This is a genomic window from Streptomyces sp. NPDC002032 (genome assembly GCF_042890765.1).
Taxonomy (GTDB): Bacteria; Actinomycetota; Actinomycetes; order Streptomycetales; family Streptomycetaceae; genus Streptomyces.
Genome location: NZ_JBIASM010000017.1, coordinates 61,952 through 88,195 on the forward strand (window position 1 = coordinate 61,952; position 26,244 = coordinate 88,195).

Genomic DNA, 26,244 nt, shown 5'->3' on the forward strand with positions numbered 1-26,244 from the left:
GCGTGCGTATGCCCTGAGCTGCGGTTCTTCTGCCGGGGGCGGATGCCCGTAATGCCGAACTGGCGTGAATTCGCCTGGACGGGGTGGGATCGTTGTGTTGGGATCCGTATGTCGAGCTCATCGGGGGAGTCTTCACGTGAACCATGCCCAGTCGCCGGCCACGGCCGTCGGCCGGTGAATGTCGTGCGCCGGCTCATCGGGGCCCGCGGGCTCGGGCAGACCCCTCTGGAGCGACGGTGCGAGGAGCGGTTCCGTGAACTCGCCCTGCCCCCGCGGCGCAAGATGACCATCGAGGAAGTCTGCGAACACGTCGGTGCCCGGCGCGGGCGCCCCCTGCTGGTGCTCCCGATGGCCCTTCCCGCCGACAGCCCGCACGGCCTGTGGGTGGCGACGGACCGCAACGACTACGTGTTCCTGGAGGAGCGGCTCGCCCCCATCCACCAACACCAGGTGGTGCTGCATGAAATCGGGCACCTCGTGTGCGACCACGACACCTCACCGGTGCTGGCCGCCGAGGTGTCCCGGCTGTTGCTCCCGTCCCTCGACCCCGGGCTGGTACGGCGCGTCCTGGGGCGCGGACACACCGACTCCGAGGCGGAGGTCGAGGCCGAGCTGGTCGGATCGCTGATCGGCCGCCGGCTCAGCGGCTGGACGGTCCACCGCGACCGGCCCGTACCGCCCGAGGCGCACGAGCTCGTCGCGCGACTCGCCCTGCTCGAACCGCCGGGACGGACCGAGACCGACGGCTGAGGGCTGGGCACTGGGGGCTGGGGGCGACAGGGGCGAGCGGAGACCGGCGAAGGCACGTCCGGCGAACACCGTCCGGAGAAGAGCAAGGAGCGGACATCAACGACATCCTCTACCCCCTGTGCGCCGCCCTCGCCTCCGTCGCCCTCCTCTACAAGGCGCGGGTGCTGCGCACGGACCGCTCGGCGGCCCAGCTCGCCCTGATCGGCAGCTTCTTCTTCCTGGTCGTGATCTTCACCGTCTCCACCCCGGCCGTCTGGGTCTGGCTCAGCCGGGCCGTCGGCATCGAGAACTTCTCCGGCCTGCTCTCCCAGAGCTCGGTGATCGCCCTGAGCGTCTGCCAGCAACTGGTGCTACTCAGCCTCACCCTGTCGCCCGGAGCCGCCCGCCGCGCGGCCGTGCCCAGGATCGTCCTGCTGGGCGTGGTGCTGGGCGCCATGGTGGTGCTGTTCTTCGAAGCGGCCGCGCACGGCGAGTCCCCCGACGACTTCGCCGTCGTACGGGCCCACTACACACCGGCCTATCTGGTCGTCTACCTCGCCGCCTTCACCCTCACCCAGATCGGCGTCGGCGTCATGGGCTGGCGATACTCCCGGCTCGCCCCGTCGCCCTGGCTGCGCCGTGGGCTGCGGCTGGTCGCCCTCTCGCTGCCGTTCTCACTCTGCTACTCGGTGTGCCGGGCCGCCGGCATCGTCGCCGCACAGTTCGGCGGCACCGGCCACGCATGGGAACCGGCCGCCCAGATCGGGGTGGCCCTGGCGGTGTGCACCCAGACCATCGGCTGGATCCTGCCGGACTGGGGCCCCCACCTGACCGCCGTCGCCGACCGGATCCGGTACCGGAGGGCGCACCGGATCCTGCTGCCGCTGCACCGCACGCTGACCGAGCAGGTGCCCGGCCCGGTCATCCCGATGGGGCGCGGTACGGACCTTCGTACCCGGCTCTACCGCACGCTCATCGAGATCCGGGACGCCCAGTGGGAGCTGCGCACCTGGATGGACGAGGACATCGCCGGGGCGGCCCGCCGGGAGGCCGGCCGGGCCGGCTTCAGCGGGGAGCAGGCGGCCGCCGTGGTCGAGGCCGCGCAGCTGCGGGGCGCCCTCGCGGCCAAGGCCCGGGACGAGCCGCCCGCCCGGCCGGCGGCCACACCGCTGGCCGCCTGTCCTCCCGAGCTGGCGGCCGAACTGCTCCACCAGCAGCGCGTGGCCCGCGCACTCGGCTCGCGGGTGGTCGACCGGGCCGTGACCGGCCGCGCGGGGGATGTGGGGGACGCGGGGGATGCGGGGGATGCGGCGGAGCCCCGCCAGCGGGCCTGACCGGGCTTCGGCGGGGCCGTCGTCCACCGGCCGGCCCTGCCAGGCGGGTTCCGGGCCCGCCGCCTACGTCCAGGCGACGGCCACGACCGCTGCGGCGGCCGTGAACGTCCCCACGGCGTAGAAGGCCCACGCCTGCTTATTGCGCAGGCCCACCAGCGCCGTCGCGGCCACCAGGACGTCCAGGGCCAGCTTCACTCCCGTCTTCGCGTCGTCGACCGGCAGGTCCAGGGACGCCCGGGCCCATATGAGCCCCGCACCGGTGACCAGTTGGACGACGGCGCTGGTCACCATGTAGCCGCCGGTCACCGGGTCCTTTCCGCGTGTCTGGTAGAAGATGCCGCCGAGGAGCGCGGCGAATCCGAAGAGGTGGAAGACGAGGAGTACGTATCGGAGGATCTCCATGGCAGTGGTCTTTCTCCAGGGGGGCGGGACGGTGCGGGGAGGGGGCCACCGGCGCCGTGGCCGATGCCTTCCGCACCCGAGACGGGGCAGCGGTTCGGCCTGTGACATCCACGGCCCGAGACTGCGGGAGACCTGCATCACACCGCGCCGTGTCACGGGGGGTGCGGGCTGCCTCGCGGCAGACCCTCACGTACGCGGTGGCGACCGGTCGGTCCGCCCGAACCGGCCCCGCCCGGGGCGCGGGGTGCCATGATCAACCGGGACCGGGCAGCTCGCGGGGACGGGCGACGGCCGCTCGGGGGATGCTCCGGCGGTGGCCGCCCGGTCGGGGGCTCGAACCGCGAGGGGGAACCGACATGGACAAGGCCGGGGAATTCGAGGCGCTGCGGCCCCTGTTGTTCTCGATCGCGTACCGGATGCTGGGCAGCGTGACCGAGGCGGAGGACGCGGTGCAGGAGAGCTGGCTGCGCTTCGGCGCCTCCTCCACCCGCCCGGTGTCGGCCAAGGCGTTCCTGTCGACGACGGTGACCCGGATCGCCATCGACGTCCTGCGTTCCGCCCGGGTGCGCAGGGAGCAGTACGCCGGACCGTGGCTGCCCGAGCCCCTGCTCGACGATCCGTACCAGGACCCGGCGCGGGCAGCGGAACTGGCCGATTCGGTGTCCATGGCGGCACTGCTGCTCCTGGAACGGCTCAGCCCGCTGGAGCGCTCCGTGTTCGTGCTGCGCGAGGTCTTCGCCTTCGGCTTCGACGAGGTCTCCACGGTGGTCGGACGCTCGGAGGCGGCCTGCCGCCAGCTGCTCGTACGCGCACGCCGCCACATGCGCGAGGGACGGCCCCGTTTCGTCGCGGACCGTCAGGAGCAACAGGAGCTGGCGGAGAAGTTCTTCGGGGCCATGTCACAGGGTGACGTGGACGGGTTGCGGAGCCTGCTGTCCGCCGACGTCCAGCTCGTCGGGGACGGCGGCGGCAAGGCACCGCAGCTGGCCCGGGCCGTCGCCGGCGCCGAGAACGTGGCACGGCTGCTCGCCACCATCCCCGCGCTGATGACACGTACCGGCATCACCTGCGAACCTCGCGCGATCAACGGACAGCCGGGCGCCCTGTTCCGCGACCGCGACGGCAAGGTCCTGCGCGTCATGGTCCTCGACCTGCTCGACGGGCGGATCCACGTCATCCGCTCGGTCATCAACCCGGACAAGCTCGGCCACCTCGGCCCGGTAGCCGATGCCTGGGCCGTCCACCGGGAAGTGCGGCAGACGCGCAGGCAGCCGAACTGACCCCATCGTCCGCTCCCGGACGGAGCTGAGGACCGGTGATACGGCCGGTGGGGTCCGGCATCCGATCAGCACCGATCCGGTCACCCTGGAGGGCCGTTCGGCGCACCGTGAGCAGCCGTCACCTGGGCTGGGGGCGGGGGCGGGTGCGCGACGCCGGGCGGGGCGCGGCGCAACGGACCGACGTGGACCTGGGGGCATTCCGCTCCGGCTTTGCAAACAGCCCCGCACTGTCTGATATCCGAACCGACTGTCCGTAAATCGATCGCCGATATGCGATCGCCCTTCGGTCCTGGCATGGTCAGACCCGGTTGGGCCCTCCAGGAAAGGCCCGCGCCAGTGAACTCCTTCGATTCGAAAGCGAGTCCTGTCATGCGTTACCGCTCGGCCACCGTCTCCGCCGCCGCTCTCCTCTGCCTCGCGGGCTCCGCGGGCGCGGCGCAGGCCGCGCCCGCGAGCCTGTACGCCCCGTCCGCCATGGTCCTCGGCATCACCCGGGGGGACGACGCCGCCACGGGCACCGTCCTGCGTGCGACGACCCTCAGCTGTGCCTACACGGCCGAGGGGACCCACCCCGCTCCCAGGGCCGCGTGCGACGCGCTCAACGCCACCGGCGGCGAGTTCGACCGCCTGCTGGCCGCGCCGAGCCGGGACCGGGCTTGCCCGGTGCACTACGACCCCGTCACCGTCACGGCGGACGGCGTCTGGCGCGGCAGCCGCGTCGCCTGGAAGCACACGTTCTCCAACCCGTGCGAGATGTCCGCGACCCTCAACGGCAACCCGCTCTACGCGTTCTGACGCCGTACCGCCGACGCGGACCCTCAGTCCAGCACGATCTCGGGGTGGTAGAGGTCCAGCCACAGGGCGAGGTCGAGGGTCCGCTCCAGTCCTCGCCGGCCCGCCTGGGTGGTCAGCGGCGCCGTGGAACGGGCGAGGCGGGTGACGGCGTCGCGGTCGACCAGCTCGAACACCTCGTGCGAGGGCTTGGCCAGCAGGTCCTCGGCCTGCGCGCGCAGCGCCTGCCCGTACGCGGGGTCCTGGGTGGCCGGGTACGGGCTCTTCACCCGGTCGTACACGGAGCGGGGCAGCACGTCGGCGGTGGCCTCGCGCAGCAGGCTCTTCTCGCGGCCGTCGAAGGACTTCAGGGCCCACGGCGTGTTGTACACGTACTCGACCAGCCGGTGGTCGCAGAACGGAACGCGGACCTCCAGGCCCACGGCCATGCTGGCCCGGTCCTTGCGGTCGAGCAGCACCCGCACGAACCGGGTGAGGTGGAGGTACGACATGATCCGCATCCGGTACTCGAAGTCGTCCTCCCCCTGCGGCCTCGGCACTTCGCGCACCGCGCCCGCGTACGCGTCCCGCGTGTAGGCGTCGAGGTCCAGGCGGGCGAGCAGGCCGGGGGCGAGGACGTCGGAGTCCGCGCCGAAGCGGTCCCCGAAGCGGACCAGCCAGGGGAAGGTCCCGCCCGCCCGCGCCTCCTCGTCGAAGAACTGCAGGTAGCCGCCGAAGACCTCGTCGGCGGACTCCCCCGAGAGGGCGACCGTCGAGTGCTGCCTGACCGCCTCGAAGAGCAGGTGCAGGGAGCCGTCCATGTCGCCGAAGCCCGTGGGCAGATCGCGGGCGCGCAGCACGCGGGCCCGTAGTTCCGGATCGGCGAGGGCGCCGGAGTCGAGCACGATGTCCCGGTGGTCGGTGCCGGCGGACCGGGCCACGTCGTGCACGAAGGGGGTGTCGGGGGTGCCGCGCAGTTCATCGGCGACGAAGTTCTCCGACAGGCCGGCGAAGTCGACGGCGAAACTGCGTACGCTCTCGCCGTGCCGGGCCAGCCGGCGGGCTGCCAGGGCGGTCATCGCGGAAGAGTCGAGGCCGCCGGAGAGCAGGGTGCAGCGGGGCACGTCGGCGATGAGCTGTCGGGCCACGATGTCGTCGAGGAGTTCGCGGACGTGGCCGATGGTGGCGTCCCGGCCGTCCTCGTGGTGCCGGTTCTCCAGGGTCCAGTAGGTGTGGGCGTGGTTGCCGGTGCGGTCGACGGTGACGAGGGTGCCGGGCTCGACCTCCCGCATGCCGTCCCACACCGCGTGCCCGGGGGTCTTGACCATGGTGAACAGCTCGCGCAGGCCGTCGGCGCAGACGCGGCGGGAGGAGAGGGGGTGGGCGAGGATCGCCTTCGGTTCGGAGCCGAACAGGACGCCGTCCGGGGTCTCGTACCAGTACAGGGGCTTGACGCCCATGCGGTCGCGGACGAGGGTCAGCCGCTGCTCCCGCGCGTCCCAGACGGCGAAGGCGTACATGCCGTTGAGCCGCCGGGGGAGGCCGGCGCCCCATTCGAGCCAGCCGCGCAGCACCACCTCGGTGTCGGAGGAAGTGCGGAACCGGTGGCCGTGCGCGGCGAGTTCGGTGCGCAGTTCGACGTGGTTGTAGGTCTCGCCGCTGTAGACGAGGGTGACCGCTCCGTCCGGGGTCGCGGCGGTCATGGGCTGGCGGCCGCCGGGCAGGTCGATGATGGCGAGGCGGCGGTGGCCGAGGGCGGCCGGGCCCTCCACGTGGGTGCCGTGGTCATCGGGCCCCCGGCAGGCCATCGTCCGCGTCATCGCCTCCAGTTGCTCGCGGGCCTGTGGGGTGCGCAGGTCGCGGTCGAAGGAGATCCATCCGGTTATGCCGCACATGGAGCAACACCTCCCGAAGAAGTTGCATCTACCATCTACTTCCGCAGGATGCGCCGCCCGGTAGCCTCGGTCAACCTTTTGGGCAGCTCCCCCAACGGGCGCGCGTCCGCTCCCGGCAGGGCTTTCGGACGCATTTGACCCGGCCATTGCCCAGCACGACCCCGACACGTCAACGCCTCGGGCCGCCCGGGAGGCCACTTTTCGGACACCGGGCAAAACTTCACCCAACCCCGGGGGCGACGGGCCGAGGGCCTGCGTCAGGCGGTGCGGCAGAGGGTCGACGGGTCGGGCGCCGGGGCGGAGACGGGGAGGGGCACGGGGACGGCCACGGGGAGGAGCGGGTGGGCCGGGGCCGGGGCGTCCTGTGCGCGGTTGCGGGCGAAGACGACGAGGCGGAGCACCGCGAACCGGGCGACACCGGTGAGGGCCGACGCGGACAGGTAGACGGCCTGGGTGAGCAGGGCTCCGGGGGTCGCCGTCAGTTGCTGGAGGACGAGCGTCGCCAGGCAGGTGACGGCGTATCCGGCTGCCGCCGACCCGGCCGACTGCGCGTGCTGGCGCCAGGTCGCGTGGCGGCCGGCGCCGAAGGTGAAGCGGGCGTGCAGCTCGGTGGCGAGGAGCGTGGACACGACGGTGACGAGCGCGTTCGCCAACGCCCAGGGCATCCAGGCGGCGAGCGCCACCACGGCGAAGCTGGAACCCAGCCCCACTCCCCCGCCACAGAGCACGAACCGGGCGAAGGCGGCGAGAGCGCCCGGGGGGTCCTGCCGCCGGTTCTGCGCTGCTGTTCCCATGACCCCACCCCTTTGGCCCGCCCCAGTGTTTTCTGACACGAGAAACGCTACGTTGCATTCATGTTTTCGGCAACGAGACAGGAGCGGTAAATCGGCGTTAGTACAGGTCAGAACCCGATATTTGTTGCACTGGGCTGACATTTAACGCAACGAACAAAGGGCGGCTCGTTGCATTGGATGACGGTGAACGCCATGCGGACGCAGCACCCGGGCCGTGTTGCGGTCGCGGTGCGAGATGCTGGGCGGCAAACCCGGCAATAGCATGAAAAGGTGATCAATGCCGCGTGTGGCTCCACCGTGCCGCGGGCTTCGGAGCCGTCACGCGCCTCACCAGCCCTCACGTCAGCCCCAAGGCAGGTCGAATCATGAAGCGAACACGTCGTCTTGCAGCATGCACGCTCCTGGTCGCTCCCCTCCTCGCGGTGGGCCCCGCCGTCGCCGCGCACGCCGCGCACGCGGCGGTACCTGCGGCCGCGAAGTGCAACATCGAGGTGGACTCGGCCGGCAAGGACCACGTGTGGGGGGAAGGCCTCCCCGCCGGCACGACCGTGACCTACTCCGGCGCTTCCTCGGGCTCGGTCCCCATCGACAAGTCGGGACGGTTCGACCTCGGCGGCCTCACCGCCGGCAAGTACAAGGTGACGACCGCAGACGGCAAGACCACGGTCACCTGCGCGGCGTTCCACCACTGAGCGGGCGGGAACAAGCGGTGGGGGCACCTCAAGGCTCAACGACCGACGGGCCGGCCCGGCCAGCGGCCGCCCGCACCGGCCGGGTGCTGACACAGGCCGGGTCGTCGTGACGACGCGGTCGAGCGTTCCGGTTCAGCCGGTGTCTTCGCGCGCCTTGAAGCTCATCAGCAGCATGTCGCGGTGGCCGTGGGCCGCCGGTACGGCCACGGACACCGGGGTGACGTCGTGGAGGATCCGGGCGTCCTGTGCGTAGAGGCTGTCCAGGGGGAGGCTGAAGGTGGTGGTGGCGAGCGGTGGGCCGTCCTCGGCCGCGTAGAGGGTGGTGCGGCCGCCCGTGACGTTCGCCCGGCCGACGTGGTGGAGCGCTATGTAGTCGAAGCCGTCGCGGTGGCGTCCTTCGGGCGACGGCTCGCCCCGGGCACCGGCGCGCGCGGTGACCCGGATCAGGTGGGCGTCGACCTCCCAGGACGGCGGCGCCTGCCCGGCGCACCGGTCGAAGGTCGCGGCGTTGTGGTGGACCAGGGCCCGGAAGAACGGATTGCCGGCTTCGCGCGCGCGGAAGGGAGCGAAGTCCCGGGCCCGCGCCTCCCGGGTCATGCGCAGGGCGAAGGAGCGCTGGCAGCCCTCGTACGGGGTGCCGTCCTGGCCGTAGCGGTCAGCCGGCGCCCAGGCCCATCCGGGCTGGGCGGCGAGCGGGGTCAGCCGGGTGAGGTCGGGCCGCAGCCGCAGGTCGCCCACGGGGCCGTCGAATCCGGGGCCGCCGGCCCGGGAGTCGTCGACGAGGAACGTGTCGACGACGGGGGCCATGCCCACGCCCCACCGGTTCGCGTGCTCCAGCCGGTGGGCGGGTACGGCCTTGACCCGGCTGATGCCCGCGTTGTCCACCCAGCTCAGTGCCACCACGCGCGGACCCGGTTCGCCGTCGGCGCTATCGCTCATGTCCTGCATGGTCCTGCATGCTCCAGCACAACGGGGTGGCGGGGAAGATCGCCCTCCGGGCAGCCGCCCCCCGGCTCGACCGTGCTGTCGGCGCGTACTGTCCGCCGATGGTGAACACCGGGCCGGCCGGGCTCGACGGCCCCTACGTTCGGGCCTCATGACGACGATCACGACGCGTACGGTCGCCTACCCGGCCGACGCCCTCACGATGATCGGGCACCTCGCCCTCCCCGCCGGTGCCGGCCGCCGGCCCGGGGTCCTGATCGGGCCGGAGGGGATGGGGCTCAGCGACGTCGAGCGCCGCCGGGCCGACGCCCTCGCCGAGCTGGGGTACGTGGCGCTGGCCTTCGACCTCCACGGCGGCCGCTATCTGCGGGACCCCCAGGAGATGCTCGCCCGCTGCATGCCGCTGCTCGCCGACCCCGACCGGCTGCGGGACATCGGCCTCGCGGCCCTCCAGGTGCTGGCCGGCGAACCGAGGACCGACTCCGACCGGATCGCCGCCATCGGCTACGGCACGGGCGGCGCGGTCGCGCTGGAACTCGGGCGCCACGGCGCCGGCCTGCGCGCGATCGGGACGGTCAACGCGCTGACCACGGGCCGGCCGGGCGAGGCCGCCCGCATCCGCTGCCCGGTGTGGGCCGGGGTCGGCTCCGAGGACCCCATCATGGGCTCCGCCCAACGGGACGCGTTCACGGCCGAGATGCAGGCCGCGGGCGTCGACTGGCGCCTGACCGTCTACGGAGGAGCCCTCCACGCCTTCCACCACCCACCGGTCGACCACCCGGCGCCGCCCGGCGTCGGCCACCACCCACGGCACGCCCGGCGGGCCTGGCACGACGTCATCTCCCTGCTCGGGGGGTGCGTTCCCGTGCAGAGGACGGAGTGACCCCGGCGCCCTCGTACTCGGGCTGACAGTGGCCGGTGAAAGGATCGCCGGCATGGTTTTCGTACGTACCACTCCACCGCGACCGGTCGATGTCACCGCGGTGTTCCCCGAGCTGGCTCCGCTGGCGCGGGCCGCGATCCGGCTGCACCCCCGTCCGGGGTCGCCTTCCGTGCGGGACAGTTCGGTGGGCGGCCCGTTGCTGTGGCCCGCCGAGGAGCCGTGGCCCCATTGCGGGGAATCCCACCAGGGCAGCGGATTCGCCCAGCAGACGGCGGCCGTGAGGCTGGAGAGACGCGTGCAGGCCAGGCTGCGCCGTGACCCCGACGGTCCTCGGCACACGCCCGAGGAGGCGGCGGCCTACGACCGCAACAACGCGGCGTACATGGAGGTGGCCGACGCCGATCTTCCGTGGACTTGGGACGCCCCGACGCCCATGCTGCCGGTGGCCCAGCTGTACGCGCGCGACGTACCCCTGCTGCGGCCGCCCGGGCGGGCCGACCTGCTCCAGGTGCTGTGGTGCCCCTACGACCATGACGCGTTCCCCAAGCCGTCGACCGCGCTGTTCTGGCGCTCCGCGGCCGAGGTGGGCGAGGTCCTCGCCGTACCTCCGGAACCCTTCGAGGTGGACTGGGAGGGATACGTGCCGGGGCCGTGTCTGCTGGCACCGGAAGCGATCACCGAGTATCCCGACAGCCTCGACCTCAGCCCGGAGCTGCGGCTGATGGTGAACGACCCGAGCAGGTGGCGGGCGGCGGGGGTAGCCCTGGACGCCTCGTACGCGGATTATCCGCGGGGCTTCTACGACGCCGAACTGGCCAAGGCTCCGGGCTGGAAGGCAGGCGGCTGGCCTCCGTGGGGCCGCACCGATCCGTATCCCCGGTTCTGCGCCGTGTGCGAAGCCCGGATGGTGCCGCTGCTGACCATCACCTCCGTGGAATGGGACCGCAGTACGCACGGCTGGATACCGTACGAGGACCGTGCCTGCGCGCTCGCCGGCACGCGTGTCCCCGGCCAAAGGGCCACGCGGCCGACCGGGGTCGAAGTCGGCAGCACCGACAACATGCAGCTCTACGTCTGCCCGGCAGCTCCGGAGCACCCGCACACCGACCTCATCCAGTGAGCGGTCCTTGACCTTCCCACCGCGCCGCTGTGTTCCGGGCCGTCCGCTCGGCGTTGGCCTCGGCCACCGCCCTTCGATGCCGTGTCAGGTCCAGGTCTGGGCGGGGCTGCCGTCGCAGGGCTGCTGGACGGCGAGGGCTCCGTCGCCCTCGCCCCGGATGGTCAGGCACTTCCGGGAGTTCGCGTTGACCAGGCTCCAGCCGCCGCCGGGCTGGGCCTGCCAGCGCCAGCTCTGCGTGGACGACCCGTTGCACGTCCACTGGTTCGCGGTGGCGCCGTCCGCCACGGCGTCGCCGCGGATCTCCAGGCATTTGCCCGAGTCCCGGTGGACGATCGTGGTCCAGCCGCCCGGGCTGGTGGTGGTCCACTGCTGGCTGGAGGAGTTGTTGCACGTCCACTGGTTCGCGGTCGCCCCGTCGTGGCCCAGGCTGCGGCGGATCTCCAGGCACAGGTTCGTGCCGGCGTTCACCCACGTCCGCAGCCCGCCCCCCACCACCGGCGGCGGTGCCGGCTTCGGCTGGGGCTTCGGTGTCCCGGCCTTCGGCGGTGCCACCGGTGCGGGACTCTTCGGCTGTGGCGTCGGCAGCGGCTCGGCGGGCGGAGCCGGCGTGGTCCAGGGCACGGCGCTCCGCGCGGGGGCGGCCGACGGGGCCGGCGCGGCCGTGGACCGGGCGGGCGTCGGGGGCTCGGGTGCGGGCGTGGGCGCGTCCTCGGCGATGTGGTCGTAGCGCAGGGCCGTGTAGCTGCTGACGGGGTGGTTGGAGAGCTTGGCGGCCTGAAGACTGCCGGTCGACTTGTTCGTCGGGCGGCTCTTGTTGCTCTCCTGGTAGAAGGTGAAGGTGCCCTTCGCCCGGTCGATCCAGCCCGCGAAGAGCACCACGTGCTCGGACGAGTTCAGGATGTCGCCGGGGCGGAGCTCGGAGGTGGGGATCCGTGTGGTCAGGCGCGGCAGGCTCAGCGTGGTTTCGCTGGCCTTGAGCATCCAGGCCATGGAGACGAAGCCGGAGCAGTCCGTCCTCCACTCGCGGCCCAGGGCCTTCTCGGGCCAGGAGCCTTCCTGGTCGTAGGGAACCTTCATGTCCACCCATGACTGGGCGCGCTGGAGCACCTGTGCGCGGGTGATGGAGCCCCCGGTCTTCGTCTGGACTTCTGCCGCCGTCGTGTCGATCGTGCTGCCGGTCCGTTCGCCGGGACGGGTGGTGGGTGCCGTCATGAACGCGGCGATGAGGCAGGCCGCCACCACCGCCATCGCGACGGCCACGGGCACGCGTAATTGAGACAACTGGACTCCCCCTGGTGGACGGCGGCTGCCGGGGCCCTGTTCTGTATCGCCTGGAGCCGGTGGCGCGCACGCGGGACCGGCCCTCGCTGCGGGCTTCGCCGAGAAGCCGGCCCGGGCCCGTGCCCAGGGTGGGTCCGCGGCCGGGTTGGCCGGGGTCTGGTGCCGTGTATCGGCAGGTCAGACGGGTGCCAGGGGTGGACAACGGGGGTTGTCCGCGGACAACCGAGGGGGAGAGATGGTCAAGGCAGGACGCCCGCAGGGCGACCCCAAGGGGGCGACGGAGGCGGCAAATGCGTTGGCGGGGTTCCTGCGGGAGCTGACCGAGGGCATGAGCTTGCGTGAGCTCGCCGAGCGCTACGAGGGCGGCAAGACGCTCTGGGGCGAGTACCGTTCCGGGGCTCAGCTCGTGCCGCTTCCCCGGCTCAGCAGCGTGGTCAAGGACCGGGTCCGCGACGCCCGCGGGCGGGAGGCCATGCTGGCCAAGGCCCGTCACCTCCACGGGCTGGCCCTGACCGCGGAGGCCGAAACCCGGCCCGCCGACGGGCTGGGCGAAGCCTTGCGGCGCGCCGAGCGGGACATCGCCGACATGGGCCGTCTGATCAAGGTGCTCCTGGCCCGGATCGACGTGCTCCAGGACGAAGCGGCCGGGCAGGCCCCCGCCGGGGCCGGGGCGGCCTCCGCCGACAGCTGTACGGACGTCTCCGGGCGCCCGGTGGGGACGATCGCGGAGCAGCTCGATGTCCTGCGCCGGCACGTCGCCGAGGCGAGCCGGGTACGGGACGCGACGCTGGAGGCGTACGGCGCGGCCCGGTCCGAGACCGGCGGGCAGCCCGCTGGGGAGAGGATGTCCGCTGCGGGGGGAGGCGAACTGGTCGGCAGCCTCGCCGACCTCCACGACACCGCCGCCCGGCAGCAGGACGCCCTGCGCGAGTGGACCGCGGGAGCGGGCAGTGCGACGCCGGGGACCGGAGCCGAGGGTGCGGACGGCCGGAGCGGCCCGGGCTGTGACGGGGAAGGCGGCGGAGACGGTACGCCTCCGGGTGGCGTCGGCAGCCTGAGCGACGCGGCCGGTGGCACGGGCGGCGGCACGGACCGCGGCACGGACAGCGGCACGGGCGGCGGCCCGGACCGCGGCACGGACAGCGGCACGGGCGGCGGCCCGGACCGCGGCACGGGCGGCGACGGCGGCCTGGGGGTTGGCGGGCCCTCCGAGCCCGCCAACGGGACCGACGCGGGCAAAGCCGGGTCACCGGTCGGTCAGGGCGGGGCTGCGGGCGCTTCCCCGTCCGGCAGCGGCGACACCCGGGCCTCCTCCGGCCCGACGGACGAGCGCCCGGGCGAAGGCCCCGGTCCGGAAGGGCGCCAACGCCCATGGCGCGGGCCGCGGCTGCCGGCCGGAGTCGGCCTCGCCGTGCTGGTGGCCGCCTGCGTGATCGGTGGAATGGCCATCGCCGGAAACCAGAAGGGCGCCGCAGGCGAGCGGAGCCCCGAAGCCCGCCTCAACACGCCTGCCACGCCCGGCGCCGGCCCCCGCGCACCGGGCATCGAGGCCCCCGCCTCCCCGTCTTCGGGCCCTTCCGGCGGTCCCACCCCCAGCCCCTCCGCGTCGGACCCGGCGGACGAGGGGGTGGAGCCGGCCACGAAGCCCGGGCCCCGGTCGCCGAGCCCCGCGCAGGTGGAGTCGCCGAAGGAACAGGCACCCGAGCCGAAGCCGGCCCCGCCGCCGGCGGTGGGTGGCGGGCTGCGGACGTGGGTGAACGCGGGTACGCAGATGTGTCTGGAGATCCGTCGCAGTGCGGGTGAGGACGGGGCGACGGCGAACCAGTGGACCTGCAACAACTCCTCCAGCCAGAAGTGGACCGCCACCAATCCCGGCGGATGGTCGAACCTGGTCCACATGGACTCCGGCAAGTGCCTGGAGATCCGCGGTGACTCCCGCGACGACGGGGCCGGCGCGAACCAGTGGACCTGCAACGGATCGTCCGGACAGGCCTGGCGCTGGCAGGCCCAGCCCGGGGGCGGCTGGAGCATGGTCAACGGCTCGGAGAAGTGCCTGACGATCCGGGGCCGGGGCGACGGGGCCCTCGCCGTCCAGCAGCCCTGCGACGGCAGCCCCCTCCAGATCTGGAACTGAACCCGCCGACGGGCAGGCACGGCGCATGGCCCGGACCTCGTCGGCACACCAGAGCGGGGGTGCCGCGGACTCCGCGTCCGCGACACCCCCGGTCTTCTCCGTCAGCCGCCCACCACCACCGCCGCGTAGACCTTCTCCGCCGTCTGCCGGCAGGCCCAGTCGATGGCGGGAAGCTTCGGAGCCGGATAGTGGCCGGCGTCGCACGACCTGAGCAGGTCCTGCCGGAACACCTGGTCGACCCGGTTCTTCGGACTGTCCACCCCTCCCCCGGTGACGCCGAGCACCCCGCCCCGGAAGCCGTCCTCACCCAGGGCGTCACGGTAGTTGCGGTAGCCGAAGTCGTGGCGCGCGCAGGCGCTCTTGAACTCGAAGCCGACGACGTGCAGGGAGTCGCCGATCACATTGCAGCCGTTCTCGTCCCAGCGGAAGCCGTACGGGTCCGGCTCGCCCTTGCCGTGGCTGGACCGGGCCAACAGCCACGCGCGGGTCGCCTCGTCACCCGGCTCGGTGAGTTCGTGGATGCGCCGCACCTTCTGCTCGGCGGACAGGACCGGACCGGTGTCGCGCAGTGCGGCCGTACCGAGCCAGTCGCCCTCCGCGCTCCGGCGCGAGACTCCGGAGCCGTCCGGCCAGATGCCGTAGACCGTCCCAGAGGGGGTGCTGGTGAAGGCGGCGCCGGGACCGCCGACGGCCTCCCACTTGCGTGCGCCGAGGGTCGCGAACCGGGACACGTCTCCGCTGCCCTGAGCGGTCATCAGCACCGAGGACCGGCCGCCGAAGATGTGCTCCGCAGGCCCCCCGACGGGCTGCCAGCCCTTCTCCGGCATCCATTCGTCGATCGTGGCCCGGTCGGGCGAGAGCCGGTACAGCGCGGAGTCGGTGACGGCGAACTCCGCGCCCGGGCCGCCGAGCGTCTCCCACGTCCCGCCGTCCGTGTACCGAGCGATCTCCTTGCTGCCCGGCAGCACCCCGAACAAGCCCGCTCCGCCACCGTAGAGGTGCTCTACGGTGCGGTCGAGCTGCCCCCAGCCCGTCTCCCTGGTCCACCGGTGAACCGAGGTCCCGTCGGGGGAGAGCCCGTACAGCGCGGAGTTCGTGACGGCGAACTCCGCCCCCGGACCGCCGACCGGCTCCCACTTCCCGTCGTCCGTGTACCGCGCGATGTCACCGCTGCCGGGCAGCATGGCGAACATCCCCGCACCGCCGCCGACGATCTTCTGGGCGTCCCCGACCCTGACCCACGAATCCTGCATGGTGGCCCGGTACACGCCCGTCCCGCCTTGTTCCAGCGCGTACACCTCCTTGCCGACCGACAGCAGCGAGTCGACGTGGTTCGCGGAGGCGTCCGCCGCGGCCACCGCCACGGTGTCACCGCCGGCCTTGCCGCCCCCTCCCCACGACCCGCCACGGTTCACGACCGCGGCGGCGCCACCGACGCCCATCACCACCGCCAGCAGCAGGCACGCCGTCCGCGCCCTGCCCCGTACCCCGGCCGGACCTCGGCGCACCCCCGTGTCCCCGTCCCTGCCACGCTCCCGGAACAACGAACCCATGTCGCTCAGCCTCCCGTGTCGAACCCGACGTCTTGGAGGCCACCCTGCGCAACGCCGGCCGATGTCCGGTGTCCGCAAGCAGGAAAGCGCAGCTCAACGGGTGGACAACTCCCCGTTGTCCCCGGACAGGCAGCCACGACGGGCCCACCGCCCGGCGCCCGGGTCACATGCCGTCGAGCGGCCACAGCCAGCCGCCCTCGGCGCCCACGTACCAGCCTCCTGAGACCAGGAAGGTCCCGTCGGGGTGGAAGGCCAGTGCGCAGGCCCTGCGGTCGGTGAGCTTCGCCTTGGCGCGGCCGGTCGCCGCGTCCCGCAGCCGGATGCCGTCGAATGTGTTGTCCCCGCGATGGTGCGCCCGTCGGGGCTGAACGCCACCGTGTACAGCTCCCGGTCGGTCAGCCGGTTGCGGTGGGACCAGTAGTTCCAGCCGAGGGGGACGGCCGCGGCGCCCAGCGCGGCCAGACCACCGGCCGGGAACAGCCGCCGGGGGAGGCGACGGCTGCCGGGGGAGGCGACGGCTGCCGGTGGGCGCGTCGGGGCCGTCGGACGGCCGGTGGCCCGGCTCGGGGTCCGGCCCGGGGGCCAACTCGTGCGGATGCCGGTAGGTGTCCGCGGCCGTAGCGGGCTCGGGCGGGGCCTGCGTCCCGCTCCCAGGTGTGCAGCCCACGACGAACCCGATCTGACCGTCTTGCCCGCCCACTTGGCGGACCTGGTGGAGCGCTGCCTGGCCAAGGTCCCCGGCGACCGGCCCGGCGTGGCCGACGTCCTCGGGGCAGCTCACCGACTCCGCCGCCAGGATCACGTTGGAGGGCTTGAGGTCGCGGTGCACCAGGCCACAGGCGTGCATCGCGCCGAGCCCTTCGGCCAGTCCGGCTCCCGGTACGGTGATCGCCTCCGCGGGCATCGGGCCGTGCGCCTCGACGGCCTGGTGCGCGGACGGGCCGGGGATGTACGCGGTGACCAGCCACGGCGGGTCGGCATCGGGATCCGCGTCGACCAGTTGGGCGGTGTAGAACCCTCCCACCAGGCGGGCGGCCTCCGCCTCCAAGGCGAACCGGCGCCGGAATCCGGGATCCTCGGCCAGTTCGGCCCGCACGCGCTTGACCGCGACCGGACGGCCGCCGGGAGAGCGCCCCAGGAACACCTGCCCCATTCCGCCCCCTCCCAGGCGGCCCTCCAGCCAATATGGTCCCGTGCGGCGCGGGTCGCCCGGCCGTTGCGGCTTCGGCCAGAGCGGGGAGTTCACCGGACCTCCGTGGTCGTGTCCCGGGGGTGTTCCCGTACGTCGTGCGCCGTCGGCGGGGAGCCGAGTGGGGTCAGCGGCTTCTTTTCCCTCAGGCCGCCCCCGGTACGGGCGACGGCCGCGAGCTCGCAGGTCCGCATCGTCAAAAGATCCACCTCGAACTCGCCGGAGACAGCCGGGATCAGAAGGTCGAACACATCGCGCCCATCTTGCCCATCGGGTCGGCCGGGTTGTAGACCGTGCTGCCAAGTGACCGCTCCACCCTGACCGCGCGACCACGGCGGAATGCCCCGGACCGGTTGCGGGGGGGAAGGAGCTCGATCTGGCGTTCGGCGCCATCGAACCCCTGAATCCTGGCAGGCTTCGGATCACCGGCAGTCGGTGCCAGGTACGACGAGGGGATGATCTTGATGGCGCATTTACCCAGGCGTCCGGGTGGGTTCTGGCGAGCAGGGCTTCGATCGGTTGCGGTGACGGCCCTGGCCGTCGTGGGCGCCGTCGCCTGCGGCGCAGGCGGAGCGGAGCACAAGCCGCAGGAAGGTCAGGCGCCGCAATCGGCCCCGACGGCCTCGGCGCCCGGCAGGGATGAGGAGCTCAACGCACCGCGCGCCACCGGAATCGGCTCGCTGACCAGCGGCAATCTGACCGATCTGGTCTTCTACGACCCGTCGACGGGCCGGCAGACGTTCAGTACGTACTTGCCGCAGTACGCCGAGGCCAACCCGTGGAAGCGCTACAGCTTCTCACCCGACTGGAAGCGGTACGTCTGGGTCAAGGACGGGGACCTGTTCGTCGGCAGCTTCTCCGGATCGGCGGTCTTCTCGCGGTACGACGAGACGCCGGGCACGAAGATCGGCGGCACGCCCACCTTCAACGGAGGCAAGCGCGCGTACCGCCAGCCCCGCTTCAGCGCCGACGGCAAGAAGATCTACGTCCTGGCCAACGACGAGAAGGTGTACTCCGCCGATCCCGCCTCCCCGGACCGGCTCGTCGAAGAAGCGACCCTCGACCAGGGGTCCTTCTTCGGCGGCAGGAGCGAACTCGGCTGGGACCTGTCAGCCGACGGCAAGGTCGTCAAGCGGTCCGCCCCGGTGAACCCCAAGCGGGGCGCCCAGGTGACCAGCCCGGACGGAACGAAAACGCTCCTCTCCAACGGCGTCGGCTGGTTCCTGAAGACGAACGGGACGCAGGACGAACCCAAACTCGCCTTCGAAACGTTCACCGACGACACGGGAAAGCCCGTCGGAAACGGACCCGATCCGGGGATGACCCTCGACCTGATCGGCTGGTACTGAGCTCCCGCCCCGCGTGTCCCGCCCGTCGGTGCGGACAGCATCGACGGGGCCGTGTTCTCATCCCGCCCCGCCGCCGCCGTCGCCCCCACCTCCGCCTCCACCTCGGCCCTGTCCGCGCGCGGGCTGCGCTACCGCGTGGCCGGGCGGACCATCCTGGACGACCTCAGTCTCGACGTGGGTCCACCCTGCTGAACTGCCTCGCCGGGATCACCCTCCCCACCGCCGGTACGGTCACCGTCGCCGGCCGGTCTCGTGCGCTGGCCCGAGCCCGGCGAGGCGCCGCGTTGGCTGCCGCGGGTGCCCTCGGAGCCGCGGGGGTGTTCGTCGAACAGTCGCAGGCGCTCGGCCCCTTGGCCTCGTACCGGACCGGACGGGGCTTCTACAGGCGGATCGCGCTGTACAACCTGGCCCTGCCGCTGACGGCCGTCGGAGTCGTCGGAGCGGGCGCGGCGGCCCTGCTGGGCGGGCTGATGATCAATCTGGGCAAGGGCGGCTGGATGTCCGGGGGCCTGCTGGGCGCCGGGCTCGCCGCGGCGGCGGTCTCCGGGGCGGCCGTGGCCTGGGCGTGTGGGCGGGCCGCCGGGGCCCATGCTGCCTCCTGGGCGCCCCGGGGCGACTGAGCGGGCGGCGGGCAGTGGGGTGGAGGACTTTGGAATAAGGCCTTGCCCAATGGTCAAGAAACGTTGACCATTGGGCACATGGCTACCGCTGATCTTCCCGAGACCTTTCACGTCACCACCGACGAGCAACTACGCGCCGTCTCCAACCTCACGCGTCACCGGATCATGGCGGTGCTCCGCTTCGAGCCCGCGACGATCACGCAGATCGCCGAGCGCGTGGGCGTGGCGAAGGGGAGTTCCAGCTACCACGTGCGGCTGCTGGAGCGGGCCGGTCTGGTGAAGGTGGTGCGGACACGGAAGGTACGGGGGGTCACCGAGCGGTATTACGCGATGGCCGCGCGGTCGATCGTGCTGCCGGATCCGGGCGAGGGCGGGCCGGACGTGCTGATGCGGCATGCGGTGGCGGATCTGGAGGCGGCGCCGGTGGAAGCCGAGCGGCACGTGCGGATGGCGCATCTGCGGCTCACCGAGGAGCAGTTCACGGAGCTGGGGGCCCGGCTGGAGGCGCTGGCGGACGAGTACCGGGCGCTGTCCGATCCCTCGCTGCCGGACGCGTCACTCGTCTTCGCACTGTTCCGGCCGGCGCCGCGCCGGCAGACCGAAGGGGACGCCAAGTGACCTCAGACGGAGGCAAGTTGCCGACCGGTTTCGGACGGCTGTGGACCGCGCAGACGGTGTCCTCGCTCGGTGACGGGGTGTCGCACGCGGCGCTGCCGCTGCTCGCGCTGGCGCTGACGCGGGATCCGATGGCGCTCGCCGTCGTCACGGCCGCCGGAACGCTGCCGTGGCTGCTCTTCGGCGTGCTCGGCGGGGCGCTGGTGGACCGCTGGGAGCGTCGGCGCACGATGTGGGTCGCGGACGCGGCGCGCGCGGCGCTGCTCGCGATACCGGCGGCCGCGGCCGCGCTCGATGTGCTGAGTATCGCGCTGCTCGCGGCCGTCGCCTTCCTGCTCGGCCTCGGCGGCCTCTTCTTCGACACGGCCGCCACGGCCTATCTGCCGGATCTGCTCGGCCGCGACCCCGCGCTCCTGGAGCGCGCCAACGCGCGCCTGCGCGGCGCCCAGACCGCCGCGTCCGGCTTCGCGGGGCCGCCCGCGGGCAGTGCGCTCCTCGCGCTCGGGCGGGCGGTTCCGCTGCTCGCCGACGCGGTGTCGTTCGCGCTCTCCGCGGCGCTCGTACGATCGCTGCCCGCCGCGCCCCGGCCCGTACCGCAGGCCCGCGAGTCGCTGCTGCGCCAGGCGCGGGCGGGCGCCTCGTACGTCTTCCGGGACCGGATCCTGCTCGGGCTCGCGCTGCGTCCGGCGGTCGGGAACGTCGCCTTCATCGCCGTGGAGACCGTCCTCGCCCTCTTCGCGCACGACCGTCTCGGCATCGGCACCCTCGGCTTCGGCCTGCTCCTCACGGCGGAGGCCACCGGCGGTCTGCTCGGCGCGGGCATCGCCTCCTTCCTCGGCCGACGGCTGGGCACCGGCACGGCGTTGACCTGCACGGCCGCGATCGAGGGGCTGGCCGTCCTGGGGCTGGCCGCCGCCCCGAACCCGTACGTGGCCGGGCTCGCGCTCGCCGTCTGCGGGGCGGGCATGGGCGCCACGATGGTGATCGCGCCCTCCCTCCGGCAGGCGATCGTCCCGGCCCGCCTGATGGGCCGGGTCGCCTCCACCTCCCGGATGCTCGCCATGTGCGCCGCCCCGTTCGGCGCCTTCCTCGGAGGCTGGCTGGCCGGCGCGTACGACGTGCGCACCCCGCTCTACGCCGCCGCCGGCCTCCTCCTGGCGATGACGGCCGTGACGGCCTCCATGACCACCAACCGGCGGGTCGAGGCGGCGCTGCGGGCCGCTGCCCCGACCGGGGGTGCGGGTCACCCGGAGTCCGGGGATCCCGTCCGGCAGGGTGCGCCCGCGGAGCCGCGGCCCGTCGACGTTTCGGCGCGCTGAGCGGTGTGGGGCTTCGGGAAACGCGGCGCGCGGCCCCGCCCGGAGGCGGGGCCGCGCGGCGCGTGAGAGCCGGTCAGGGCCCCGGGCGGACGGTCAGGCGAACCATTTCGGGTCGAGCGCGATGGACTTGAGCTGCTCCATCGTCAGGATGGGCTTGGTGCGGGTGGCGGGCTTGGACTGGTCGCCGGTGTTGAAGGCCGACACGATCACCCGGCGGCCGTCCGGGCGCAGCGTGTCGACGCTCCACCAGACCACGCCCGAGCCGCCCTTCTCGCCCGGCTTCTGCTCCGCCAGCACCCGGGTGCCGTCGGGCAGGACGACGACGCCCGCGCCCTCCATACGGTCCTTGAGGACATCGCCCATCCCCTCCTGGACGTTGACCTGGACCAGCGAGGCGCCCTTGCCGTCGTCGAGGACGAGGGAGCCGTAGCCGGGCTGTCCGGACCTGCGCAGGACCGTGATGCCGGACTTCGGCACCAGGGACTCCAGCGTCGCGACCGTGCCGCCGTGGCCCGAGCCGCCCTGGCCCGTGTCCTCCTGGCCGGGCTTCTGGACCGCTCCGCCGGACGGCTGCGGGTCGCCCGCGGGGGTGCCGCCCGTGTCCTTGCCCTTGCCCTTGCCCTGGCCGGTGGTGCTCCCGGAGCTGTCGCCGGTGCCCGTGCCGCTGCTGGTGCCCGTGGAGGCGCCGGTGCCCGCCGCGTCGCCCGTGTTCTTCGTCTCCGCTTCCGCGGCGTCCGCCCCTTCCGGCGCCTGCTGGGGCGCGGGCAGCCGGCTGAGGACCTGGCGCCACAGGGCCGAGGTGGTGAAGGACTTCAGCTGGTCCTTGGTCAGCGGCGGGTTCGGCCGGCTGACGGGCTGCCCCTTCTCGGCGGGGGCGTTCCACTCGGACACGTCGACCTGATAGCCCTCGCGGGTGACGAGGACGGCCCGCCAGAGCTTCGTGGGCTCGCGCTTGTCCGGGTACTCGTAGCCCTGGAAGAGGTTCAGCCGGCCGCCGCCCGGCAGCGTCTCGACGGCACAGGAGTCGTAGGGGACGAGCTTGGGGTCGGGGCACTTCAGCATGTCCTCGGCCGCCTGACCGTGCGGGTCGGTGCGGGCGAGGCCGACGGAGATCGCCGCGCGGCCCTTGCCGTCGTCGTACACGCCCGCCACCGTCGCGTTCGGCGCCTGGTCGGCGCCGCCCGGGACGCCGGCCGTGGTGTCGCTCACCCGGCCGCCCGCCAGCAACTGCCGGTAGATCTCGATCAGCCGGGCCGCGCTCACCCCGCCGGCCGGCTGCCCGGTGGCCGGGGTGGAGGCGCCGGCCGTCTCGGTGGTGGGGACGGGGGCGGCGGCGACGTTCGCCATGCCGTCACCGCCGGTGCCGACGCCGAGCAGGCCGCCCCCGTACGCTCCGACGGACCCGACGACGGCCAGGGCCAGCGCCGAACCGCCGACGACGGCGGCCCGGCGGCGGGCCACCAGCCGGCGGCCGCGGCGTTCGCCGGAAGCCACCAGGTCGGGGCGGCCGGGGACGAAGCCGTCCCCCGTTCGCCGCAAGGCCGCACCGAGCTCATCTTCAAAGGACATGCCGAATCACCTTCTGGGTGGTGGTGGGAAAATGCGCCGGCGTACGGCCCGGCGACGGGAGCGGGGGGCGGTGCGGTGAGGTGCGGTGGGGTGGGATGGGGTGCGGGGGCCGCCGCGCTCAGGTGGCCACGAACACACTGAGGCTCCCGCCGAGTTCCGCGCGGAGCCGGGCCAGCGCGCGGGAACTGCGCGTACGCACGGCCGCCGAGGTGACGTTCATGGCCTCGGCGGTCTCCTCGACGCTGCGGTCCTCCCAGAACCGGAGCACGAGCACCGCCCGGTCCTTGGGGGACAGGTGGCCGAGCACCTCCAGCAGGGTCAGCCGCAGGACCGGATCGCCGCCCGTGACCGCGAACTGCGCCGCCCCGCCCGCCCCGCCCGCCCCGCCCGACTCGGCCGGGACGGCGAAGGGCCGCTCCCCCGCCGAGCGGCGGCGCTTGTGCTTGAGGAACTCCCGCACCAGGACCGTCTGCGCGTACGCGGCCGGATTGTCGATGTGCGAGGCCCTCCCCCAGATCAGGTACATCCGGCCCAGGGTCTCCTGTACGAGGTCTTCGGCGAGGTGGGTGTCCCCACTCGCCAGCAGACAGGCCGACCGGTAAAGACTCCCCGCCCGGCCCTCCGCGAACTCGCGGAACCCCTCCCTGCGTGTTTGCCGCATCCCCGTCCCCCCTTGCGTTCCGACTCACCCCTTTGACGCGCCGGGGGCCGGGGAATGTTGCACCCTGCGGGACGGGAATTGGCGGAGGCCCGCGCGCCCGGCCCGTGGCGGGGCGCGGCGGGCCGGGGTGCCCCGGTCAGACCGCGCGGCGGCGGAGCGCCTGGGCGCCGTAGCCGCCCTCGGTCCACACCCTGACGCGGAACTCCTGGAGCGTCAGCTCCGGCCCGTCACCGAAGTGGACCGTGCCGCAGCGGCCGCAGTACCAGCCGGCGGACCACACCCGGTCCGCCGCGTCCCGGCCGGGCCCCACGCGCCGGCGCCACGCGGACAGCCGCAGGCGCACCAGCGCGCACAGCGCCACCGCGACGACGAGCGCCGCCCCCGAGACCCAGCCCAGGACCGTGTGGGGCGGGTCGACGACGACACGGGCGGCCCCGTCCGGCCCCGTCCCGACGTGGCGTGCTCCGGCCCGGGCGAACCATTGCCCGGCGATGGCGCCCCAGACGAAGGTCCCGACGGCGATCAGGAACATCGTCGCCGCCCAGCAGCCGACGCCGGTGTCCTCCGGCTCGGAGGGGGCGGGCAGCAGCGCGGCGGCCAGCGCCGCATTCTGCTCGATGACGGTGGTCTTCTGATCCTCGCCCCTGCCGGTCTCCTCGCGCCGCGTCGACTTCGCCGCCAGGTAGGCGGCCGGGACGCCGAGCACCGCGTTCCCCCGGCCGCACCGGGGACAGGGCGCCCCGCCGTCGCCGAGGCCGTCGCCGAGGCCGTCGTGGCGGCCGTCGCCGAGGCCGTCGCCGCGGCCGTCGTCGTCCCCGCTCGCCGCCATCGTGTCCCCCCGGTGCCTGCGCCGGACCCCGCGTCCGGGCGGCCAGCGTAACCACCGGGCCCGGTCCCGGCGAGGCCTCTTGCGCGCCAACTGCGCCGCTCGCAGGGCTGGTTCGCCGGGGTGGTGACCGGCAGCCGGTGCGGGGCGGCTCTCAGCCCCGGTTCAGGTCGGTGAGCAGGAGGTGGTGGTCCGAGTACGGGCCGGGGTGGACGCGGTGCGAGCGCGGGGTGATGCCGCGCAGGAACACGTAGTCGAACTTGCTGTTCCAATCGGTGGTCGGGGTGCAGGCGTCAGCGCCGGTGCCGGCGCCTGCGGCCGAGGGGCGGCAGGCGGGGTCCGTGTCGGCGGCCAGGGCCCACATCGGGCCGAGTTCGGGCGCGTGCGGCACGGCGTTGAAGTCGCCGAGGACGATCGCACGGCCCTCGCGGGCTACCTCCGCGGCGAGTACGTCCACCTGGCGTGCCCGTACCTCCGGCTGCCGGCGCTCGGCGAGATGGGTGTTGAAGACGCGGACCGGCCTGCCGCCCACCAGCGTGGTGACGGCCAGGTAGCCGCGGTCCTCGGAGCCCCCGTCGGGGTATTCGACGCTCACCCGGTCCGTCATCGGCGCCGCCGAGAGGATCGCCTGGCCGAAGCCGCCCGGCCGCCACGGCAGCCCCCCGCAGCGGTTCCAGTTCCGCAGGACCGTCCCGTACTCGACCCGGTAGACCAGCCCGAAGACCTCCTCCAGGTACCTGCGGATCTGCTCGACGTCACGTACGCACGCCTCCTGGAGGCCGATGACCTGCGGCGCGTACGTGGCGATCTCCCTCGCCCGGCCGTAGTCGTGCCCGATCCCGCCGCAGGGATTGCAGATGTTCCACGTGGCGACCCGGTCCGGTACGACCTCCCCGGGCGCGTCGGACGGCAGCGGTCTGGCGAGGGGGGCGCCGTCGCGCGGTGTGCCGGGGCCCATGAGCAGCGCCAGGCAGACCACGGTCACCGCGCCCGCGACCCACCGCGCGCCCCTGCTCGGCACCATCGCCTCCCCCGGAATCGACGCACATCATCACACGGCGCACTCGACGCACGATCGAAGTGCTTCCCGGCCTCCGCGTCCGGCATCATCACGACATGATCGGCAACCGGATCACCCATCGCACGGCGGACGGCGTCCGCGTACCCGGGACGTGGCGGCACGCGTTCATACGCAACGGCGGCTCGTACTTCCTGACCGACCTCTTCATCTACGCCGACGGCCTCGTCGACTGCTGGGAGCTGGTCACCCTCGCCGAGTTCGAGGAAAAGCTTCGCAGCGGATGGGTGGCCACCAGCTTTCCGGACGGCGCTCGCGCCTCCGCGCACGACCTGGCCTCGTGGACGTTCGGTGAACCGCGCACCCCGCTGACGCCGGACCTGCTGCTCGCCGAAGTCCGCGACACCGTCGACGAGCTGAACGGCCGCCCCGATTCGACCGCCCGCTGCCTCGCCGCGGTGGACGTCTTCCTGGCGGACCGCACGGAGGACAACCGGGCCGCCGCCCGGGCCGCCTACCTGTCCGTCCCGGAGACCGTACGGCTCTACGCGCTCGGCGACATGGACCGCAAGGACCGCCCCCTCCGGGTGCTGGTGGCGGGACCCGGCGGCCGGACGCCGGGCGCGTCCGGAGGAACGGTGACGCAAGAGGCGTACGCGGAGGCCGTCGCGTACTTCGAGGACCGTGCGCAGTGGCTGGCGAAGGCCCCTTCACGGGTGCCCGCCGACGGGCCGGCCGAGTCCTTCGCCCCCGCGGTCAGGATCTACCACTCGTATCCGCAGCGCGCGCTGGAGGACCCGGGCAAGCGGGCCCTGCGCAATGACTACCCCGCACCGATCACCGTCGGCGACGTCACCTACCCGTCGGTGGCACACGCCTACTGGGCCCGGTCCGTCGCGGAACCGCAGGCCCGGAGCGCGGTCCTGGCGGCGGAGTCGGGCGCGAAGGCCCGTACGGCCGCGGCCGCGGCGGCGCGGCGCGAGGGCTGGGAGCAGGTCCGGACGGCGGTCATGGGCCGGCTGCTGCGCGCCAAGTACGAGCAGCACCCCGACCTCGCGGCGATCCTGCTCGCCACCGGTGACGCGACCCTCCTCTACGACGACGCCGACTCGGGCTTCTGGGGCGAGAACGGCGGCCGGGGCCGCAACTGGACGGGCCGCCTCCTGGAACTCGTCCGTTCCGAACTGCTGATCGGGCAGAGCCTCATCGACTGAGAGCCGGAGCCGGTCGGGGTCACGCGGTTCCGGAGGACGGCGTGGGGACCG

Annotated in this window: 26 protein-coding genes; 14 read left to right on the plus strand and 12 right to left on the minus strand. The window is 73.3% G+C overall.

The genetic code is table 11. From position 1 onward, the window contains the following. Window positions 1-183: 183 nt before the first annotated feature. Both ACFYYT_RS29720 and ACFYYT_RS29725 read left to right on the plus strand, forming a co-directional pair. Window positions 184-750: an ImmA/IrrE family metallo-endopeptidase gene (locus ACFYYT_RS29720; RefSeq protein ID WP_388609866.1), complete on the plus strand. Its 567-nt coding sequence runs from the start codon at window positions 184-186 to the stop codon at window positions 748-750. A gap of 116 nt (window positions 751-866) precedes the next feature. Then, window positions 867-2,063 carry an MAB_1171c family putative transporter gene (locus ACFYYT_RS29725; protein WP_388609912.1) on the plus strand — a complete coding sequence of 399 codons (1,197 nt, stop codon included), beginning with the start codon at window positions 867-869 and terminating at the stop codon, window positions 2,061-2,063. 63 nt (window positions 2,064-2,126) lie between these two features. On the opposite strand, the gene ACFYYT_RS29730 is transcribed toward ACFYYT_RS29725, so the two are convergent. Then, entirely contained in the window at window positions 2,127-2,465 is a 339-nt protein-coding gene (locus ACFYYT_RS29730) for a hypothetical protein (RefSeq protein ID WP_351819684.1), read from the minus strand. Between the two features lie 356 nt (window positions 2,466-2,821). Here ACFYYT_RS29730 and ACFYYT_RS29735 point away from each other — a divergent pair, with 356 nt between their 5' ends. Beyond that, entirely contained in the window at window positions 2,822-3,745 is a 924-nt protein-coding gene (locus ACFYYT_RS29735; RefSeq protein WP_351819681.1) for an RNA polymerase sigma-70 factor, read from the plus strand. A gap of 369 nt (window positions 3,746-4,114) precedes the next feature. Then, window positions 4,115-4,540: a subtilase-type protease inhibitor gene (locus ACFYYT_RS29740; RefSeq protein ID WP_351819678.1), complete on the plus strand. Its 426-nt coding sequence runs from the start codon at window positions 4,115-4,117 to the stop codon at window positions 4,538-4,540. A gap of 23 nt (window positions 4,541-4,563) precedes the next feature. Here ACFYYT_RS29740 and asnB read toward each other — a convergent pair whose 3' ends face one another. Both asnB and ACFYYT_RS29750 read right to left on the minus strand, forming a co-directional pair. Beyond that, entirely contained in the window at window positions 4,564-6,411 is a 1,848-nt protein-coding gene (asnB, locus tag ACFYYT_RS29745; protein ID WP_351819675.1) for an asparagine synthase (glutamine-hydrolyzing), read from the minus strand. 257 nt (window positions 6,412-6,668) lie between these two features. Next, complete coding sequence (locus ACFYYT_RS29750) at window positions 6,669-7,205, minus strand: GtrA family protein (RefSeq protein WP_351819672.1); 537 nt, start codon at window positions 7,203-7,205, stop codon at window positions 6,669-6,671. A gap of 365 nt (window positions 7,206-7,570) precedes the next feature. On the opposite strand from ACFYYT_RS29750, the gene ACFYYT_RS29755 reads away from it, so the two are divergent. Further along, window positions 7,571-7,897 (plus strand): hypothetical protein, encoded by a 327-nt coding sequence (locus ACFYYT_RS29755; protein WP_351819669.1) that lies wholly within the window; start codon window positions 7,571-7,573, stop codon window positions 7,895-7,897. A 132-nt stretch (window positions 7,898-8,029) separates the two neighbouring features. Here ACFYYT_RS29755 and ACFYYT_RS29760 read toward each other — a convergent pair whose 3' ends face one another. Further along, window positions 8,030-8,836, minus strand: a complete 807-nt coding sequence (locus ACFYYT_RS29760; RefSeq protein WP_388609871.1) for a 2OG-Fe dioxygenase family protein — start codon at window positions 8,834-8,836, stop codon at window positions 8,030-8,032. A 157-nt stretch (window positions 8,837-8,993) separates the two neighbouring features. Here ACFYYT_RS29760 and ACFYYT_RS29765 point away from each other — a divergent pair, with 157 nt between their 5' ends. Beyond that, window positions 8,994-9,725: a dienelactone hydrolase family protein gene (locus ACFYYT_RS29765; RefSeq protein WP_351819667.1), complete on the plus strand. Its 732-nt coding sequence runs from the start codon at window positions 8,994-8,996 to the stop codon at window positions 9,723-9,725. A gap of 52 nt (window positions 9,726-9,777) precedes the next feature. Continuing rightward, complete coding sequence (locus tag ACFYYT_RS29770; protein WP_351819665.1) at window positions 9,778-10,845, plus strand: hypothetical protein; 1,068 nt, start codon at window positions 9,778-9,780, stop codon at window positions 10,843-10,845. Between the two features lie 84 nt (window positions 10,846-10,929). On the opposite strand, the gene ACFYYT_RS29775 is transcribed toward ACFYYT_RS29770, so the two are convergent. After that, entirely contained in the window at window positions 10,930-12,126 is a 1,197-nt protein-coding gene (locus ACFYYT_RS29775; protein ID WP_351819664.1) for an RICIN domain-containing protein, read from the minus strand. Between the two features lie 235 nt (window positions 12,127-12,361). Between ACFYYT_RS29775 and ACFYYT_RS29780 the strand changes: the two genes are divergently transcribed. Further along, window positions 12,362-14,260, plus strand: a complete 1,899-nt coding sequence (locus ACFYYT_RS29780; RefSeq protein ID WP_351819662.1) for an RICIN domain-containing protein — start codon at window positions 12,362-12,364, stop codon at window positions 14,258-14,260. Window positions 14,261-14,361: 101 nt separating this feature from the next. Here the strand turns inward: ACFYYT_RS29780 and ACFYYT_RS29785 are convergent, their stop codons facing one another. The 3 genes from ACFYYT_RS29785 to ACFYYT_RS29795 form a co-directional block, all read right to left on the minus strand. Beyond that, entirely contained in the window at window positions 14,362-15,813 is a 1,452-nt protein-coding gene (locus ACFYYT_RS29785) for a phospholipase A2 (protein ID WP_351819660.1), read from the minus strand. Window positions 15,814-15,976: 163 nt separating this feature from the next. Beyond that, window positions 15,977-17,059, minus strand: a complete 1,083-nt coding sequence (locus ACFYYT_RS29790; protein WP_388609876.1) for a protein kinase — start codon at window positions 17,057-17,059, stop codon at window positions 15,977-15,979. Beyond that, window positions 17,056-17,253, minus strand: coding sequence for a hypothetical protein (locus ACFYYT_RS29795; protein WP_351819657.1), 198 nt, complete (start codon window positions 17,251-17,253; stop codon window positions 17,056-17,058). The genes ACFYYT_RS29790 and ACFYYT_RS29795 overlap by 4 nt, the downstream gene beginning before the upstream one ends. 273 nt (window positions 17,254-17,526) lie before the next feature. Between ACFYYT_RS29795 and ACFYYT_RS29800 the strand changes: the two genes are divergently transcribed. From ACFYYT_RS29800 to ACFYYT_RS29820, 5 genes are all read left to right on the plus strand, one after another. After that, a complete protein-coding gene (locus ACFYYT_RS29800) occupies window positions 17,527-18,351 on the plus strand; it encodes a hypothetical protein (protein ID WP_351819654.1) in 825 nt (274 codons plus the stop codon). Window positions 18,352-18,402: 51 nt separating this feature from the next. Then, window positions 18,403-18,543 carry a hypothetical protein gene (locus ACFYYT_RS29805; RefSeq protein WP_351819652.1) on the plus strand — a complete coding sequence of 47 codons (141 nt, stop codon included), beginning with the start codon at window positions 18,403-18,405 and terminating at the stop codon, window positions 18,541-18,543. Window positions 18,544-18,635: 92 nt separating this feature from the next. Then, window positions 18,636-18,971 carry a hypothetical protein gene (locus tag ACFYYT_RS29810; protein ID WP_351819649.1) on the plus strand — a complete coding sequence of 112 codons (336 nt, stop codon included), beginning with the start codon at window positions 18,636-18,638 and terminating at the stop codon, window positions 18,969-18,971. Window positions 18,972-19,049: 78 nt separating this feature from the next. Further along, window positions 19,050-19,589 (plus strand): winged helix-turn-helix domain-containing protein, encoded by a 540-nt coding sequence (locus ACFYYT_RS29815; protein WP_351819647.1) that lies wholly within the window; start codon window positions 19,050-19,052, stop codon window positions 19,587-19,589. Beyond that, entirely contained in the window at window positions 19,586-20,905 is a 1,320-nt protein-coding gene (locus ACFYYT_RS29820) for an MFS transporter (RefSeq protein ID WP_351819644.1), read from the plus strand. Before ACFYYT_RS29815 ends, ACFYYT_RS29820 begins: the two co-directional genes overlap by 4 nt. A gap of 93 nt (window positions 20,906-20,998) precedes the next feature. Here the strand turns inward: ACFYYT_RS29820 and ACFYYT_RS29825 are convergent, their stop codons facing one another. The 4 genes from ACFYYT_RS29825 to ACFYYT_RS29840 form a co-directional block, all read right to left on the minus strand. Beyond that, window positions 20,999-22,474, minus strand: a complete 1,476-nt coding sequence (locus ACFYYT_RS29825; protein ID WP_351822770.1) for a hypothetical protein — start codon at window positions 22,472-22,474, stop codon at window positions 20,999-21,001. A 118-nt stretch (window positions 22,475-22,592) separates the two neighbouring features. Beyond that, window positions 22,593-23,135 (minus strand): SigE family RNA polymerase sigma factor, encoded by a 543-nt coding sequence (locus ACFYYT_RS29830; protein WP_351822773.1) that lies wholly within the window; start codon window positions 23,133-23,135, stop codon window positions 22,593-22,595. A gap of 136 nt (window positions 23,136-23,271) precedes the next feature. Then, window positions 23,272-23,964: a hypothetical protein gene (locus ACFYYT_RS29835; protein WP_351822776.1), complete on the minus strand. Its 693-nt coding sequence runs from the start codon at window positions 23,962-23,964 to the stop codon at window positions 23,272-23,274. Between the two features lie 151 nt (window positions 23,965-24,115). Then, on the minus strand, window positions 24,116-24,985 hold the full coding sequence (locus tag ACFYYT_RS29840) for an endonuclease/exonuclease/phosphatase family protein (protein WP_351822779.1): 870 nt from the start codon (window positions 24,983-24,985) through the stop codon (window positions 24,116-24,118). Window positions 24,986-25,077: 92 nt separating this feature from the next. Between ACFYYT_RS29840 and ACFYYT_RS29845 the strand changes: the two genes are divergently transcribed. Beyond that, window positions 25,078-26,193: an NADAR family protein gene (locus tag ACFYYT_RS29845; protein WP_351822781.1), complete on the plus strand. Its 1,116-nt coding sequence runs from the start codon at window positions 25,078-25,080 to the stop codon at window positions 26,191-26,193. Window positions 26,194-26,244 lie beyond the last annotated feature (51 nt).

Coding starts and splice junctions, on each gene's coding strand:
- ACFYYT_RS29730 (WP_351819684.1), bottom strand. CDS start 2,465: ATGGAGATCCTCCGATACGTACTCCTCGTCTTCCACCTCTTCGGATTC.
- ACFYYT_RS29735 (WP_351819681.1), top strand. CDS start 2,822: ATGGACAAGGCCGGGGAATTCGAGGCGCTGCGGCCCCTGTTGTTCTCG.
- ACFYYT_RS29740 (WP_351819678.1), top strand. CDS start 4,115: ATGCGTTACCGCTCGGCCACCGTCTCCGCCGCCGCTCTCCTCTGCCTC.
- asnB (WP_351819675.1), bottom strand. CDS start 6,411: ATGTGCGGCATAACCGGATGGATCTCCTTCGACCGCGACCTGCGCACC.
- ACFYYT_RS29750 (WP_351819672.1), bottom strand. CDS start 7,205: ATGGGAACAGCAGCGCAGAACCGGCGGCAGGACCCCCCGGGCGCTCTC.
- ACFYYT_RS29755 (WP_351819669.1), top strand. CDS start 7,571: ATGAAGCGAACACGTCGTCTTGCAGCATGCACGCTCCTGGTCGCTCCC.
- ACFYYT_RS29760 (WP_388609871.1), bottom strand. CDS start 8,836: ATGAGCGATAGCGCCGACGGCGAACCGGGTCCGCGCGTGGTGGCACTG.
- ACFYYT_RS29765 (WP_351819667.1), top strand. CDS start 8,994: ATGACGACGATCACGACGCGTACGGTCGCCTACCCGGCCGACGCCCTC.
- ACFYYT_RS29770 (WP_351819665.1), top strand. CDS start 9,778: ATGGTTTTCGTACGTACCACTCCACCGCGACCGGTCGATGTCACCGCG.
- ACFYYT_RS29780 (WP_351819662.1), top strand. CDS start 12,362: ATGGTCAAGGCAGGACGCCCGCAGGGCGACCCCAAGGGGGCGACGGAG.
- ACFYYT_RS29785 (WP_351819660.1), bottom strand. CDS start 15,813: ATGGGTTCGTTGTTCCGGGAGCGTGGCAGGGACGGGGACACGGGGGTG.
- ACFYYT_RS29815 (WP_351819647.1), top strand. CDS start 19,050: ATGGCTACCGCTGATCTTCCCGAGACCTTTCACGTCACCACCGACGAG.
- ACFYYT_RS29825 (WP_351822770.1), bottom strand. CDS start 22,474: ATGTCCTTTGAAGATGAGCTCGGTGCGGCCTTGCGGCGAACGGGGGAC.
- ACFYYT_RS29830 (WP_351822773.1), bottom strand. CDS start 23,135: ATGCGGCAAACACGCAGGGAGGGGTTCCGCGAGTTCGCGGAGGGCCGG.
- ACFYYT_RS29835 (WP_351822776.1), bottom strand. CDS start 23,964: ATGGCGGCGAGCGGGGACGACGACGGCCGCGGCGACGGCCTCGGCGAC.
- ACFYYT_RS29840 (WP_351822779.1), bottom strand. CDS start 24,985: ATGGTGCCGAGCAGGGGCGCGCGGTGGGTCGCGGGCGCGGTGACCGTG.
- ACFYYT_RS29845 (WP_351822781.1), top strand. CDS start 25,078: ATGATCGGCAACCGGATCACCCATCGCACGGCGGACGGCGTCCGCGTA.